The 15,893-nt window shown below is 71.4% G+C and carries 8 protein-coding genes and 1 pseudogene; 6 read left to right on the forward strand and 3 right to left on the reverse strand.

Annotated features, from left to right (window positions below; translation table 11 throughout):
- Window positions 1-15: 15 nt before the first annotated feature.
- From EHO50_RS35810 to EHO50_RS35825, 3 genes are all read right to left on the reverse strand, one after another.
- A complete protein-coding gene (locus EHO50_RS35810) occupies window positions 16-1,713 on the reverse strand; it encodes a stealth family protein (RefSeq protein ID WP_128435408.1) in 1,698 nt (565 codons plus the stop codon).
- A 447-nt stretch (window positions 1,714-2,160) separates the two neighbouring features.
- Window positions 2,161-2,451: a hypothetical protein gene (locus EHO50_RS35820; protein WP_128435409.1), complete on the reverse strand. Its 291-nt coding sequence runs from the start codon at window positions 2,449-2,451 to the stop codon at window positions 2,161-2,163.
- A gap of 156 nt (window positions 2,452-2,607) precedes the next feature.
- Window positions 2,608-5,880: an AfsR/SARP family transcriptional regulator gene (locus tag EHO50_RS35825; protein ID WP_246101732.1), complete on the reverse strand. Its 3,273-nt coding sequence runs from the start codon at window positions 5,878-5,880 to the stop codon at window positions 2,608-2,610.
- Window positions 5,881-6,448: 568 nt separating this feature from the next.
- On the opposite strand from EHO50_RS35825, the gene EHO50_RS35830 reads away from it, so the two are divergent.
- The 6 genes and pseudogenes from EHO50_RS35830 (at window position 6,449) to EHO50_RS35860 (ending at window position 15,717) form a co-directional block, all read left to right on the forward strand.
- The gene (locus EHO50_RS35830; protein ID WP_128435411.1) at window positions 6,449-7,177 is read left to right on the forward strand and encodes a Crp/Fnr family transcriptional regulator; all 729 of its coding nucleotides are present in this window, start codon (window positions 6,449-6,451) and stop codon (window positions 7,175-7,177) included.
- 715 nt (window positions 7,178-7,892) lie between these two features.
- A pseudogene (locus EHO50_RS46190) lies at window positions 7,893-8,369 on the forward strand (biotin/lipoyl-containing protein); the annotation flags it as partial.
- Between the two features lie 131 nt (window positions 8,370-8,500).
- Window positions 8,501-11,062 carry a hypothetical protein gene (locus EHO50_RS35845; protein ID WP_128435412.1) on the forward strand — a complete coding sequence of 854 codons (2,562 nt, stop codon included), beginning with the start codon at window positions 8,501-8,503 and terminating at the stop codon, window positions 11,060-11,062.
- Window positions 11,055-12,665 (forward strand): hypothetical protein, encoded by a 1,611-nt coding sequence (locus tag EHO50_RS35850; RefSeq protein ID WP_181449750.1) that lies wholly within the window; start codon window positions 11,055-11,057, stop codon window positions 12,663-12,665. Before EHO50_RS35845 ends, EHO50_RS35850 begins: the two co-directional genes overlap by 8 nt.
- Entirely contained in the window at window positions 12,662-13,213 is a 552-nt protein-coding gene (locus EHO50_RS35855) for a Pycsar system effector family protein (protein ID WP_128435413.1), read from the forward strand. The genes EHO50_RS35850 and EHO50_RS35855 overlap by 4 nt, the downstream gene beginning before the upstream one ends.
- Window positions 13,214-13,455: 242 nt before the next feature.
- Complete coding sequence (locus EHO50_RS35860; RefSeq protein WP_128435414.1) at window positions 13,456-15,717, forward strand: VWA domain-containing protein; 2,262 nt, start codon at window positions 13,456-13,458, stop codon at window positions 15,715-15,717.
- The last annotated feature ends 176 nt before the right edge of the window (window positions 15,718-15,893 follow it).

The raw sequence follows: 15,893 nt of genomic DNA on the forward strand, positions 1-15,893 counted from the left end.
GCCCCCCAGCCCTCGTTACTTCTGCTTCTCGAAGGGGCTCGCGAAGGGGAAGTAGTTCTCCAGGAACTCGTCCATCCGGGCGCCGACCTGCTCCCTCTCCTCGGGCGGCACATCGACGTCGTTGAGGCAGAAGAAGTCGAAGCGGCGGTTGCGGCGCAGATCGGCCAGGCGCTTTTCGGCGTCCGGGCGGCTGATGTTCACGTAGCGGAAGCTGTACTTCCCCGGCACACCGCGGCCGGTCATCAGCGCGTACTGGTAGAGCAGCGGCGCCGTCACGGCGATGTCCTGCGGCGAGCGGAAGCGGGAGGCGGTGGTGCGGCTGATGTCCTGCGGGAAGAGCTCCTCCAGCGCCCGGAGCGTCTCTCGCTGCTGCGGCAGCGGGGTGTGCATGAAGTTGTTCGTCGTCATGCGCCCGAACTTCTCCAGCAGCAGCCGGCGTACGTTCTTGCTCGCGGAGTTGGTGGCCGTCTCCTCGGCGTGCGGCTTGCCGACGCCTATCTTCAGCGGGGACACCGGGATCTTCATCAGGCCGCTGCCGTGGAAGAAGTGCTCCGGCGTGACGCGACGGCCTACGAACACGTCGTCGTTGAAGTAGAGGTAGTGCTCCGACAGGCCCGGGATGTGGTGCAGGCGGGTCTCGATCGCGTGCGAGTTGAACACCGGCAGGACGTCCTGCGGGAAGATGTCGCGGTGGTCGACTACCGTGATTCCCGGGGCCGAGTCGTCGAGCCAGTGCGGCTTCTGACCGTCGGTCACGAGGTAGATGTGCCGGACGAAGTCGGCGTACATCGCGAGTGAGCGCAGCGAGTACTTCAGCTCGTCATGGCTGGTGTAGCGGGAGGCGTTGGTCTCCTTGTCCAGGATCTCGGCGATGCCGTGCTCCTGGTACCGGGCCCGCTTGGCCCGCATCTGGGGCTCCTCGCCGTCCACCCAGGTGTAGACGACGTCGACGGGGAAGGTCACGTCCCTCACCGTCGGCAGGGTGAGCGGGACGAAGCTCGGCAGCTCCCGGTCGCCGATCCGCACCGTGGCCGGCTTCTGCTCGGACGCCGGGAGTACGTCCGTGAGGCCGTTGTTCCTCGGCGCGATCAGGGACTCGGCGAAGATGTCCTCGGACGCCTGCGGCTGCACCTTGGCCAGTCGCCGAGGCCCGTCGTCGGAGGCGAGGAGCTGTGCCCCGTCCTCCCAGAACTCGACGTCGCAGGCGAGTTCCGGCCCGGCGAGCAGCTGACCCGAGGGGCCGAGGTGGTTCTCCCCGATCCGCAGGACGGTGGCCGTGCGCAGTGCGGTCGGCAGTACGCCGTCCATGAACAGTGCCGGGTTCTTGAGCTGTCCGCCGGGCAGCGGTCTGCCGAGGAACACCGCCTTCCCCGCGTTCTGCGCCTCCAGGGTGGTGAGGAAACGCTCCCGGTCGACGGCGTTCACACCGACCGTGTGGCGCGTACGCGAGGTCGGTACCAGGAAGTAGGGGATACCTTCCTGCTCCAGCGCGGCGACGACCAGGCCGAGGTTGGCGGCGGCCGCCTCGGCAGCGCTGAACCGGGTCACGATCCGGCCGTAGAGCTGCTGGCCGCGTACCGCCACCGGACGGAGCGTCGGGTCCGTGACCGCAGCCGTGCGGCGCCGCCGCATGGTGCGCAACTGCCACACCCTTTCGGCGGCCTTCCGCTCGACTCGCGGTCGCATCCGCCGGGCAAAGGAACGCACGGTCACGTTCTGAGCTCCTCTTCATGAACCCTCAGACATCCCTGCGTTAGCGAGACCGACGCATGGTGCGGAAGGTTGTAGAAGAGTTCTCCGAGAATTAACAAACAGAAGGGCCCTACGCATAACTGGCCCTCAGCTGGACGTGGTAGAGAGCTGCCGCCTTTCCGTTCTTGTCGTGGGGCACCTCTTGTCGTGGGATACCAGGCCAGGGGCCTGATCCGGGAAAGTGGATCAGGCCCCTGGCTGGTTTCCGAGGTCGAGTACGGCCAGGCGGACACCGGTGCGCTGCCATCGGCGGAACTTCCCAGGAGCCGTCTGCGACGGCCCGTACTCCACCGGCAGGTCTCGCCATGGGACACCGGGGTCCGCACTCGCCAGGGGATCCCGTCGGTCGGCCTCCGTCGACATGCGGACGACCAGCCGACCAAAAGAACCCCTGTTCCCGACCCCGGGCTAGAAGGCGCTGTTGTCGCAGCCCATGGACGAGCCGATGTGGGTGTCCTGCCCACCGCTGTTGCCCTCGCCGTTGAGCGCGTTGCCCAGCACGCCGTTGAGGACGCCGACCTGGCCGAGGACGTCGACGTTCAGGTCGTGCGACTTGCAGTTGGAGCTCTGCAGGACGCTGAACTTGTCGCTCTTGCCGCCGTGGCCGTCCATGCCCTGGGCGGTGGCGGTGCCGGCGCTCAGGAGGCCGACGCTGCCGAGGGCGACGACCACGACGGCGGCCTTGCGAAGCTTGTGCATGTCATCTCCGGTGAAGTGAGGTGATTTCGATCCGTGACAGATCGACTCCGTACAGTTACGGGAGGTTAATAGGAAAATTCACAATATGTCCGCACGACGCGCCGACGTTCGTGATCTCGTGGCGGAACCACCCGGACAACCCCAGGGGTGCGGCCTCTACTGCGGCGGCACTCCGACGTCGGAGAAGATGGCCAGCGCCTGTTGCCTCATGAGGTCGGCCGCGGCGGCCTCGTTGTGGTGGAGGGCGCGGCTGAGGGTCATGAGGGTGCGGGCCTCGCCGAGGCGGTGGCCGGTCTCGCGGTGGATGGCCAGGGCCTCGTGGCCGAGGGTGACGGCGGTGGCGTGTGCCGCATCGGACTCCGCGATGTCGCACAGGGCGGACAGCGCCTGCGCCTCCACGACCCGGAACGAGCGGTCGCGCGCCAGGCTCAGCGCCCGTTCGGCATGGCTGCGGGCCTGGTCGGGCCGGCCCAGCTGCCTGAGTGTGAGGGAGAGGCCCAGCGTGCTGTCCGCCTCGGTGCGCGGGTGCCCCGACTGCTGGGCGAGGGCGAGGGCCTGTCGGCCGGCCCGCTCCGCTCGGTCGGGACGGGCCAGTTCTCGGTGCGCGGCGGCGATCGTGTTGAGGATGCCGGCCTGAATCCAGCGGCGTCCCTTGGCCTTGCTCATGGCCAGGGCCCGCTCGGCCTGTTCCAGCGCCTCGTCGTGGCGGCCGAGCTCGATGTTGATCCTCGCGACGGAGTCCAGCATCATGGCGCGGTCGTCGCGGTGTCCGCCCCTCCCGTCAGGGCTCACCTTGGGACCGAGGATGTCCAAGCCCTCGGTCAGGCGGCCGAGTTCCCAGTACGCCCAGCCCAGGTTCTGCAGAGCCAGGCTGTGGTCGTGCCATCCGATCTCCTGGTTGCGGCGGATCGCCGTTTCGAGGTGTTCGGCGGCCTCGCGCAGTCGGCCCAGATCCCGGCAGGTCACTCCGAGGACGACCATCCCCAGCGCTTCGAGGTAACGGTTTCCGGTGGTGCGGGTGATCCGCAGACCGGTGGTGACGTGCTCGTGCGCGCTGTCGAGGTGCGCCATGCTCCATTCCGCCTGGGCGATGCCGCCGAGGCCCGCCGCCTCGCCCGTCAGCCAACCGATCTCCCGGCTGATCTCCCGTACGCGGGTGTGGTGTTCCACCGCCTGGCTGCCCCACCCCCGGTCCGACTTGAGCAGTCCGAGGCAGGTGTGCATGGCGGCCTGGCCGTACAGGTCGCCTTCGGCCGTGGCGGCGTCCAGCGCCGTCTGTGTGGTGGCCTGCCAGGTCGCCCGTGGCAGATTGAGCCAGAAGTCTCCGAAGAGCGCGTTGGCCAGGTGCCAGGTGATGGGGCGGGGGCCGTGGTGCCCGGCGTGGTTGATGACGGCGAGCAGATTCGCCCGCTCCGTCTCCAGCCACTGTCCGGCTTCGGCAGCGGACGGAAGGCCCTGTCGGTCGCCCTGGGCGAGGTCGGCGGGCAGCTCCGGGAAGAGCCAGCTTCCCCCGGTCGCGCGAGCGGCGTTCAGGTACCAGACGAGGACGCGCCGCAGCGCGGCGTCACGATCCGCTGCCGTTTCCTCCGCCCGCGCCCGCTCCTGCGCGTACTCGCGAAGGAGATCGTGGAAGCGGTACCGGCCCGCCGTCGCGGGTTCGATCAGGTGGGCCGCGACCAAGACGCCGAGCGGGCGTCGGGCCTGCGGCACGGTGGTGTCCAGGAACGCTGCCGCGACCTCGGCGGTGAACTCCGGTCCGGGGAACAGGCCCAGCAGCCGGAAGAGCCGGCGTGCCGCGGGCGACAGGACTCGGTACGACGCGGAGAAGGCCGTACGCAATGGGGAGTCGTCGGCATCGTCGGGCGCCAGCGCGGCCAGGCGGTCGCCCTCGGACATCTCGGCGACCAGGTCGGCCGGACGCAGGACCGGATCGCCCGTCAGTCGGGCGGCGGCGACGCGCAGTGCCAGCGGCAGGCTGCCGCACAGCCGGATCAACTCGTCGACCGCCGACGGGTCTTCGGCGAGGCGGTCCTGGCCGAGTGTCCGGCTCAGCAGTGCGCGGGCCTCGGCCGGCAGCAGGAGGTCCAGCGGCAGGGCGTGTGCACCGTCGCGGGCGACGAGATCGCCGAGCCGGTTGCGGCTGGTGACGACGACGCAGCAGGACGGGCTGCCCGGCAGCAGCGGGCGGACCTGCTCCGCCGAGGCCGCGTTGTCCAGCAGGACGAGCAGGCGCCGGCCGGCCAGCAGGGTCCGGTACGTGCGCGCCTGGGCCTCGTCGGTCATGGGGATCTCCGACGCCCTCAGGCCCAGGCTCCGCAGCAGCAGTTCCAGGGCTTCGCCGGCCTTGAGCGGTGGCCGGTCGTGGTCGAAGCCGTGCAGGTTCACATACAGCTGGCCGTCCGGGAAGCGGGCACGGACCTGGTGGGCCCAGTGCACCGCCAGCGCGGTCTTGCCGATGCCGGCGGCGCCGCCGATCGCGGAGATGACCACCGTGTTCGCCGGTCCCGGACCGGGCTCCGACGGGAGCAACGAGTGCAGCCGGGCGAGTTCGTCCGTGCGGCCCGCGAAACCGGCGGCGTCGTGGGGGAGTTCGGCCGGGACCGACGGTGTGCGCGCCAGGGGCGGTCGCGGTGTCCGTGTCGGTGCGGATGCCGCCGGGTCGTTGTCGAGGATGAGGCGGTAAAGGGTCTGCAGATCCGGTGCGGGGTCGACGCCGAGGTCCTCGGCGAGACGCTTGCGGACCGCGTCGTAGTGGAGGAGGGCCTCGGCCTGTAATCCGCATCGGTACAGGGCGGTCAGCAGTTGGCCGGCGATGCGTTCGTCGAGCGGATGGGCGGCGGCGAGTTCGCGCAGCCGGGGGAGGATCTCCTCATGGCGTCCCCTGCGCAGCTGCACCTCGTGGTACTGCAGCAGGGTGACGACCAGCTCGCTCGCCAGCCCGTCCCGCGTCGCCTGCGCCCATGCCCCCGTCAGACCGGTCAGCGGGTCGCCGCGCCACAACTCCAGGGCGCGTGCGAGGAGTTCGGCCACGCGGTCGTCGCTGTCCCTGTCGTCGCCGCCCCTGTCGTCGCCGTCGGCCTGCTGCCCGCGGGCCTGTCCGACCAGGTCACGGAACCGGTACAGGTCCACCAGCTCGGTGGGTGTCCGTAGCGTGTAGCCGCCCTGCGTCCGGTCCAGCCGTACGCCTGTTGCTCCCGCGTCGGCCTGTCGGAGCGCGGTCTTCAGGCGGCCGACATAGCCGTAGATCACGTTGCGCACCGTGTCCGGCGGGTCGTCCCCCCACACCCGGTCGATGAGTGTCTCGATCGGTACGACGCGGTTGGCCTCCATGAGGAGAACGGCCAGCACGCACCGCTGACGGGGTCGGCCGAGGTCGACCTCCGAACCGTCCGCCCACGCCTGTACCGGCCCCAGCAACCGGATCTCCACCGGCCTGTCCTTCCGTAGCCGCTCGTGCCAACCGAGCCGCCATGGTCCATGCCGCACGACCTGCGCGTACAGGTTTCCTCAACATTCCCTCCTCTCCCCCTCGGAAAGCTGACGGCATCACGCAGGGGGCGCCGCGCACATCCATCGCAACCGCCGGAGGGCAGCCCTGAAGTTCCCGCATTCTCCCGAGCCCACGACCACCTCCCGACTCACCGTCCTCTCACCTCGCCACCACCGGGTCATCACCCTTGTCACAGCGCAAACCCGAGTTTTCGCCAACTCTCCATCGGCTGACCGAATCGCGTCTCCGATACGGCCCCCTGTTCGAGTGGTGTGTCTGACCTCACGATCGTCCCTTCGGGCACGGGCGTGGCGTCGGTGGCCCGCGTTGGGTGTCGGGGGTGGGCGGGCGGCGGGGGTGCACGGTGACAGGGCGACCAACCTGGCATTCCGCAACTACCGGCCAGTACCCCTGGTATGGCGCAATCCGCTCGGCCCGGAACTTTGCCCTGCCACCATCAACACCCATCGAAATCCCAGGCGTCCGGAATGCGGCGGGGGGCTGGCCATGGGGCTGCTCGGCAATGGGCTGGCGTTCGCGCACACTCTGACTCCCCAGGAGCACGAGAGCGTCATGGCCCTCGGCAACCGGAAGCGCTATCCGGCCGACGCCCATCTCCTCACCGAGGGCGACCGGACCAGTCACGTCGTGATCATTCTTCAGGGGTGGGTGACCGTATCCGTGGCGACGGACCGTGGGGCCACCCGGCTGATACTCGGCCTGCGCGGCCCGGGCGAACTGCTCGGTGAGATGGCCGCGCTGGACCCGCATCCCCGCAGCGCCACCGTGCGCGCACTCGGCCCCATAGAGGCCCAGGTCATATCCGGGGATGCGTTTCGTCGTTTCCTCGCCCTGCATCCCCGGGTCAGCGGACTGGTGATACGTCAGCTGACCGTCCGGCTCCGCAGCGCCGACCAGGAACGGTCCGCGCTCGCCTCGCTCACCGTGCTGCAACGCCTGGCCAGCCGGCTCACCGAACTGTCGGGAGCCGAGCCCTCCGGCCCCTACGCCCCCTCCGCAGCGAGCCCTTCGGGCGCCCCCGCCCCCGCCACCGCCGGCCCCGTCGTCCAGCTGGCCCAGGACGAACTGGCCGCCACGATAGGGGCCACCCGCGAAGCCGTCGCCAAGGCCCTACGGCTGCTGCGCAGCCAGAACATCGTGCGCACCGGCAACCGGATGGTGGAGATCCTCGACCCCGCGCTGCTCGCCCTCCTCGCGGACGGTCATCAGGAGTAGACCCACGCCTCGCCGTGTGTAAACGGCTACAGACGTCTGCCGTCCCGGGCCCGAACCTGAAGGGGCGGGACCCCTCCCGCGGACCACGGTGCAGGCTGCCTCCGCGGACCACCTCCTCGGCAGGACGAACCACCTCTGACGAACCACCTCTTCGGCAAGCGAACAGAACATGCAGGGGGCACAGGTGAACCACGACGCATCGGAACTCACCGAAGCGCACTACGAGTTGGTGATCAGCGTCGACGCCAGACGTTCCGGTGAGTACGACGACGTCGCCAAGCAGCGCATGCGCGACCGGATCTACCGGGTGCTGGAGACGGCCCTCGTCCACGCCAAGGTGGCTCGGGAGGCCGTCCACATCGAGGACCGCGGCGACGGCGTGCTGCTGTCTGTGCCGGGCCGGATCTCGGCGAGCCGGCTGCTCGGACTGTGGCTGGTCGAGGTGCACGAGAAGCTGCGGGACGAGAACCGCGACCTGGCCGTCCCCCTCGGGCTGCGCATCGGCATGCACGTCGGCCCGGTCCGGCACGACGACCGGGGCATCAGCGGACGCGCCGTCGACCTCGCCTGCCGACTGGCCGACTCCTCCGTCGCCCGGCAACTCCTCGACGCCGAGAAGGCCGACCTCGTGCTGGTGACCTCCCAGTCGCTGTACGAGGACGTGGTCAGCGGCGGCGGCAAGTTCATCGAGCCCGCGCAGTACTCCTCGGCCCGGCTGGAGCTCAAGGAGGGCGCGGTCACCGCCTGGTTCCACCTGCCGGGGCGGCCCGCTCCGGAGATCCCCGTGCCGCCGTCGCCCTTCTCGGAGGCCGTGGCCGAAGCCGCGGACATCACCGCCGACTTCGCCGGCATCCGGCCGAGGTCCCGGTCCACGGCCGCCCCCACCGGCGCGTCGGCCCGTGACGCCACCCTCACGGCCGTGATCCTGCCCGCGCTCGGCGAGTCCGCCACCGAGGCCACCGTCACCTGCTGGCTGAAGGCGGTCGGCGACAGCGTCGAGGCCGACGAGCCGCTGCTCCAGGTCGCCACCGACAAGGTCGACACCGAGATCCCCGCCCCCACCTCCGGCACGCTGCTGGAGATCCTGGTCGCCGAGGACGAGACGGTCGAGATCGGCGCCAGCCTCGCCGTCATCGGCGCCAGGGGTACCGCTCCTGCCACGCCCGCCGCCCCGCGTGCCCCCCGCCGCCCGCCCGGTGACGTCGGCATTCATCAAAACGTCAGGCGCGACGCGTTCCATAACGAGAACAACGTCTACCACGGGACCGTGCAGATGGGCGGGGCCGGCAACCACGTCACCGAGCAGGGGAAGGACTGAGCCGGGTGAGCGACGACGAGCAGGCGGGCGGCGCGGCCGTCGACGCCCCTGAGCGGCCCGGCGCGGGACGGTCGTCCGACGACGGCAAGAAGGGCGGGGACGACAGGAAGTCCGCAGACGACAAGAAGGCCGCGGACGACAAGAAGCAGGACCGGGACGACCGGGCTCGTGGCGACGACGGCAGGTCCGAGGACGACAAAGCCGCCGAGGACGCGGAGGCGGAGAAGGAGAAGGAGCGGGAGAGGGAACGGGAGCGCGCCGCGGGGCGGTTCAAGGAGCGCACCCGCGATCCCCTCGCCGACGACCAGGGCGAGGACGGTCCCACCGATCTCGCCGCCGCCGCGCGGACGCGCCTGGCCACCCGGCAGCTGTTCGACGTCCGCCGGGACCTGATCAGCTTCGCCCACTCGCGGCTCCAGAACGCCCACATCGGCGACAACTTCAACCTGCTGCTGGGCTCGCGCCAGCTCGGCTCCGGCATGCGCAGCGGCCCCGTCCCCGAGGAGGAGCTGCGCAGGCTCCGCCGGGTCCATGTGGTGCCGCAGGGGTACGTACGGCTGCGCGGCGCGCTGCGTGCCCGGCGGCTGCTGGTGCTGGGCGCCGCGCCGGGCACGGGACGTACGAGTACGGCGCTGTCGCTCCTGGACGAGGTCACCCAGCGCACGACGGACGACTCCGGCGCCGAGCCGGCCGCCGGGCCCCGGGTGCTTCGGGTCGGTCCGGAGGGCGGGCCGCGGCAGTTGGCCGAGACGCTGGACGACGAGGGCGAGGAGGCCCGGCGCGGCACCGGCTATCTGCTGGAGCTGTCCCTCACCCGGCCCGACGCCCTGCCCCCGGACGAGATGGACCTCGACGAGCTCGCCGCGGCCCTGGCCCGCCGTGAGGCCTTCGCGGTGATCGTCGTCACCGTCGGGTCGGCGGCGAACGCGCTGCTGGCCGGGCGGTACGGCATGCTCTGCCCGCCGGCGCCCACCGAGGAGCTGCTCGCCACCCGGCTGCGCGAACGGCTGGAGGAGCGGGCCGCCGGGGCCCGGGAGGGCGACACGCCGCTGGACGATCTGGTGGCCCGCGCGGAGGAACTCGCGGGCGGGGACGAGGTCACGGACGCGGTCGGGCTGAAGGATCTACGGCCCGCCGAGGCGGAGTTGCTCGCGTCGCTGCTGGCCGGACACGTGCTGGGGGACGTCTCGTACGCGGCGCTGCTGTCCGGCTGCCGCAGCATCGCCGCCGAGCAGGCGCAGGAGTGGTTCGCCGGGGTGGACCGGGCGCTCACCGCGCCCCGGGTCGACGCGGAGGGCAAGACCCGCCGGTCGGACACGGCGACGCTGTTCCACCCGGTGGCGTTCCGTATCGCGCTGGCCGTACTGGGCGGGGCCTCGTACAGCGCCGTGGCCACCGCAGCACACCTGCTGACCTGGGAACTGTCCGTTCAGAGCGACCCGGAGAACACACCGGCCCGCCCCCTGTTCTGCGACGACCCCGAGGTCGACACGGCGCTCTCGCGCGCCGAACTCACCGACGGCAAGGTCGAGGTGGCCGGGCACGACGTGCCGGCGCGGCTGATCTGGTACCGGGGTTCCGCCCTGCCGTCCGCGGTGCTGACCGAGCTATGGGACCGGCACTTCCCGGTGCGGGCGCCGGTGGTGCGCTGGCTGCGGCTGCTGGCGGACGATCCGCGCTCCCAGGTGTGGATGCGCGCCGCGGTCGCCGCCGGTGAGCTGTGCGTACGGGACTTCGACCACGGCTACACCGAGCTGGTCCGGCCGCTCGCCGAGGCGACGACACCCCGTCGGCGGATCTTCGCGGCCACCACCATGGACCAGGCCGCCGGTCACGACTCCCATCGCAGGACGGTGCACAAGATCGTCGGCGACTGGAGCAGCAACGGCACCAAGTCGTTGCGCTGGACCGCCGCGATGGCGCTGGGCTACGGCAACGCCGCCGCCACGACGGACGACACCCTGGACGCCCTGGCCCGGATCGGGATCCGGGACGAGGGTGATCAGCTGGCAGTCAGTTCCTTCAACGTGGTCCGGCTGCTGACCTCGCCCGACGCCGCTCAGGTGCTGGAGCGGGTGGCCGAGTGGACCCACCACAAGAAGGAGCCGTACCAGGACCTTGGTCTGGTGACCACCGTCCGGCTGGCGCTGACCTGTGTGGACGAGGTGCTCACGGACGACCCCGAGTCCTCCCCACTGGGCGACCGGGGCGACTGGCCGCTGCCGCTGGCCCTCGCCGCCACCCGGCCCGAACTCGTCGTCCCCATGGCCGACTTGCTGTGGACCACGCTGAACACGGCGCGCTCGAAGGACGTGGCGATGGACGCGTTGGAGGCGCTGCTGCGGTCGGCGGTGCGCAAGGACGGCACCGAGTGGACCCGGCCGGGGCTGGCGGCGCTGCTGCCCGCGCTGGCCACCGAGGAGAACGACCGGCGGCGGCTGGACTGGCTGTTGCGCCGAATGATGAACGACCCGGAGAAGCCGCTCCCCGAACCGAAGGCGCGCGACCTGTGGTGGCTCGCCGTCTCACCGGCAGGGCGGACGGGCCAGGAGGAGAGGCATGGCTGACAACGACGACGCGAGGGCGAAGGCGAGGCAGCGGGTGCAGGCGAAGCGGGCCGCCGCCGACTCGACCCCGACGGGTCCGTTCCTGAAGGAGTACACGCCGACGGCCGGGTTGCCGCCGGTCAGTGCCGAGAAGACCTCGGTGGTGTTCTACCGCAACGGCGGCTACAGCGTGGTCTCCGCCTTCGGTGTCCGGCACGTCGACAAGCGGACGCTGGCCCGGCCGTACACCGTCTGTGAGATCGCGGTCGGCACCTTTGTGACGCCCCTGCGGATGGAGCTCCCGGCCGCCGGCAGCACCGCGTTCTTCAAGGCCGAGGTGGACATCGAGTGGGAGGTGACCGACCCCCATCTGGTCGCCGTACAGGCCGTGAAGGACGTCGCCAAGCGGCTCACCTCCCCGATCCTGGAACGGCTGCACGAGGTCACGCGGTCCTACCGGGTGACCGACGCCGAACAGGCCAACCGGGTCATCACACGCGAGTGCGTCGGGGGTCGCTGGAGCGATCTGGGGGCCGAACTCGGCCTGCGGGTACGGCTGTACGTCCGCCTGGGGGTGGACGACGACGCCATCGAGCACGCGAAGAAGAAGCGGGACGTGGTGGCCGAGGCCGAGGTGACCCGGCAGCGTCAGGACGCGTTCCGGCGCATGCTGCAGGGCGGGGAGCTGGAGCAGCTCAGCTTCATGCTGGCCGCCGATCCCGAGGGGGCCAAGGACTTCCTGGAGAAGATCCGCCAGGAGGGCAGGCAGGACGACAGGGAGCGGATCGACCGGCTCTACACCATGGCGCTCAGCGGTGAGCTCGCCTCCACCGATGTGGAGACACAGGTCCTGAACCTCATCAACCCGGACCGGCGCCGCCCCATCCAGGGCCCGATCGGATCGCTGCCGCCCCGCCGTGAGCCCCGGCAGCTCGGGCCGTCCACGGACGGGCCTTTCACCCCGGACTGGGTGTCGGACGAACCGCCCCGACGGCGCCCCCACCGTCCCGAGCCCTCCCGGGACGAGCCCTTCCGGGACGAGCCCTCCCGGGACGAGCCCCACCGGACGGGATCCGGCCGACGGGAACCGTACGCCGACCAGGACGCCGACCCGGACGAGCCGCCCTCGCGCACGCGCCGCCAGCCCCACCGGGAGCCCTACGCGGCGGACGACGACGAATACACACGCCGCGCCCGGCGCCGGCCCAACCGGCCGGACCCCTACTCCCCGGCAGCCGACGCCGACTACGACGACCCACGCTTCCGCGACCGCGACCGCCAGCGGACCCACCAGCCCGAGCCCTACCCTTCGGCAGCCGACGCCGACTACGACGACCCGCGCTTCCGCGACCGCGACCGCCAGCGGACCTACCGGCCCGAGCCCTACTACGAGGGCGACGACCCCGACTACGACGACCCGCGCACCCGAGCCCGACGTCGGCCCCAGCGGCCCGAGCTCGCCGCGGCCCCGGACCCCGACTACGACGAGCCGCGGACCCTGGACCGCGACCGGACCTACCGGCCCGAGCCGTACTACCCGGACGGTGACCCCGACCGGGGGCGGCCGCGCCGCCGCAGACGTGCCGAGGAGGACGGCTGGTCCTGGGCGGAAGAGGACCTGTGACCACCGACGGGGCGGCACGGACCTCCCCCGCCTCGGTCGTGCCCGTGCCGGACGGGGGTCGGCACCGCAACGACCGGGCGGGGGAGCGCATCGCCGAGCGGCTGCTGACCACGGTCCGGGAGGACCTCGGCCGGGCCGACTCGAAGGCGGCCGTGCTCCTCTCCGGGACGCTGGCGCTGCCCGCGTTCCTGGTCGGGTGGCACGGCACGCCAGGCTGGGACGGGTTCGCCGATGTGACGCTGATCCTCTCCGGGGTGCTCTGGGCCGTCGCGGTGACCGCGCTGATCGCGGCGCTGATGCCGCGCACCGGCACGGTCCGCGGCCGGAACGGGGTGACCTACTTCGGCGATCTGGTGGCCGCCCACGACATCGCGAGGCTGTCCGCCCGGGTCGCCGAGGCGGCGCGCGATCCCGCCGGGTGGCTGCTCGTCCAGGCCGTGGACGTCAGCTCGATCCTGTCCGCCAAGTACCGGGCCATCCGTTGGGGCGTGGCCTCGCTCGCCCCGTCGGCGGCCCTGGCCGTGGTCTGGGGGCTGACCGCGGGCTGACCCCCGACCGGCGCACGCGACACCGACGTACCACCGCCCACGCTCCAAAGCACCACCGCACACGACATCGGCGCGCACCAGGCACGCGGCAGACGCGTCCGTACACGTCACAAGACGAATCAAGAACCACCCGCACGCACCACCAGCACGAGCCACCAGCACCAACCTCAAGCACGAACTCAGAGACCTAGGGGACGGCCGTGGGAAGAGTCACGGGAAGACGGCAGACAGGAAGGGCCCGGGTGCGCCGCGCCGCGATCCCGGTGGTGGGCGCCGCCGCGGTGTTCGTGTCCCTGTTGGCACCGGCCGGTCAGGATCCGGTGCCTGCGGCGGACTCCGAACCGGTGTTCCCGGCCGTCAACTACGCGGTGGCCGTGGACGAGTCGGCCAGCCTCGCGGCAGCGGACATGAAGGCCGAGAAGGCCGCCGCCAAGCGGATCGCGCTGGGCGACGTCTCCTCGTCCTCGCAGGTCACCGTGTTCGGCTTCGCCGCCGCCGAGAAGGCGGGACAGCGCGTGGTGGACCCGGTGTGCCCGCGCACCACGCTGGACGCGGCGGGCCGCGAGGAGGTCGGCGGCTGCGTGGACAAGCTGCGCAGCCGCAAGAAGGACGAGGGCACCGGAACCGACCTCCCGACCGCCGTCCGACAGGGCGTGGACGATCTGACCGACGGCTCCGACGCCTCGGTGCCGCGGGTGCTGTTCCTGCTGACCGACGGGAAGATGGACGTCGAGGACAGCTTCAAGTACGGCGACCGCGCGCACCGCACGGCCGAGGGTGAACGGCAGTTGAAGCTGGCACTGAAGGAAGCCGCCGAGCAGAACGTCCAGATCTGGCCGCTCGGCTTCGGACCCGACCCGGACAAGAAGCAGCTCGACCAGATCGCCGCCGGCGGCTACCAGAAGGGCTGCGTCGAACTGCCCTCGGCAACTCCCAAGGCCCACAAGGTCGACGGGGCGAAGGACGTCGGCACCACGCTGGAGAAGATCTTCGCCGCCGCCCACTGCCTGCGCCACGAGGAGGGCCCCAGCAAGCGGCCCCCGGCCACCCTGGAGATCGGCATCTCCCCGCTGGCCACCGTCGGCAGCATCGTCGTCGACAAGGGCGACCCCGAGGTGAGGATCAGCTACATCGACCCGGCGGGCGACAAGATCCCGACCACCTCCGGGACGTACAAGAAGTCCCGCTTCGAGCTGGCGGGCGGCTCCGGCACCGTCGAGGCGCTGAAGATCGTCGACCCGCTGCCCGGCACCTGGAAGGTGAAGGCCGAGGCCCCGGAGGGCCATCGCTCGCTGCCCGTCGCCGTCAGCGTGCTGTGGCAGGGCGAGCTGCGCGGCGCCATCACCATGGACCCGCCCTCACCGCAGGCCGGTGAGAAGGTCACGGTGACCATGCGGCTGCAGACGCGCGAGGGCTACGAGATCAAGGACCCGCGCGACTACGAGGGGCTGCGTGTGCGCAGCGAGCTGACCGGGGACGGGTTCTCCCCGCTCGCGCTCGACCTCGCGGACAACGGCAAGGGGTCCGACCCCGAGGCGAGCGACGGCTCCTTCACCGGCACCGTGACCATCCCCGAGGACGCCGACGGGGCGCTGACGGTGAGCGCCACGCTGACCGCGTCGGGGCTGAGCGCGGACACGCGCAGTGAGACCGGCGAAGTCGCGCCCGGCGAACTGCCCGTCAAGGCATCGCTCGAACTGCCCAAGGGCGACACCCACCCCGGCGGCACGGTCACCGGCACCCTGGACGTCAGCAACACCACCGACACCGCGCACACCCTGCGGCTGTCCGTCGCCGACGTGAAGGACGGGCTGCTCTCGGTCGAGCCGAACGAGATCACGCTCAAGCCCGGTGAGCAGGGCACCCGGCAGGTCACGGTCAAGGTCTCCCCCGCGAGCGCCTTCGGTGACCGCCTCGGCGACGGCCTCGACCTCTCCGGCACCTTCACCGTCGTCGACACCACCGACGACGACCGCAGGCTCGAGAACGAACCGGTGTCGGTGCGGGTCACGCCGGAGCCCGGTATCTGGGAGAAGTACTGGTGGGCGTTCGTCTCCGGCGCCGTCGCGATCGCGCTGGCCGCCGTGGCCGTCGTCGCCTGGCTGGGGCTGCGCAGGCGCCGGCGGGACCCGTTCGGGCTGGTGCTGCAGCTGGTCGACGAGAACGGCACCGTCCTCAACGAGCACAAGGCCGGGCACGGCAACAACAAGCAGTGGTACGAGTTCGCCGTCGCCGAGGCCCATCGCAGCCCGCGTATCGAGAAGCGCGCGCACGGCCCGTACGCCGTCCGGCGCAGCCGCGAGGGCGGAGCCGTGGTGCGCAAGGGCGGCAGCCGGCTCCCGCTGCCCGTGCGCGGCCAGGTCCAGCTGACCGATGCGCTGAGCCTCACCCTCGGCGGAACCCCCGGCCCGGGGCCCCGCTCGCAGCAGAACGCCTTCGCGGGTCGCACCGACTCAAGGACCTCGACCCCGAACCAGAGCAGCCCCTACGACGAGTTCCTGTGACGCGGGGGGGGGCGGACCGGGCACGTCAACGCCCGGCCGGCCCCCCGCGCACCGCACAGCACAAGCACCGCACAAGCACCACATCGCACCGCACCACATCGCACCGCACCGCACCGCCGCGCGGCCGTCCCGCCGCGCGGCACCACAGACGTACCGAGCACGAACCGGCGGCCGCG

It is taken from the genome of Streptomyces cyaneus (assembly GCF_004028635.1).
Classification (GTDB): Bacteria; Actinomycetota; Actinomycetes; order Streptomycetales; family Streptomycetaceae; genus Streptomyces; species Streptomyces cyaneus.

Coding starts and splice junctions, on each gene's coding strand:
- EHO50_RS35820 (WP_128435409.1), bottom strand. CDS start 2,451: ATGCACAAGCTTCGCAAGGCCGCCGTCGTGGTCGTCGCCCTCGGCAGC.
- EHO50_RS35830 (WP_128435411.1), top strand. CDS start 6,449: ATGGGGCTGCTCGGCAATGGGCTGGCGTTCGCGCACACTCTGACTCCC.
- EHO50_RS35850 (WP_181449750.1), top strand. CDS start 11,055: ATGGCTGACAACGACGACGCGAGGGCGAAGGCGAGGCAGCGGGTGCAG.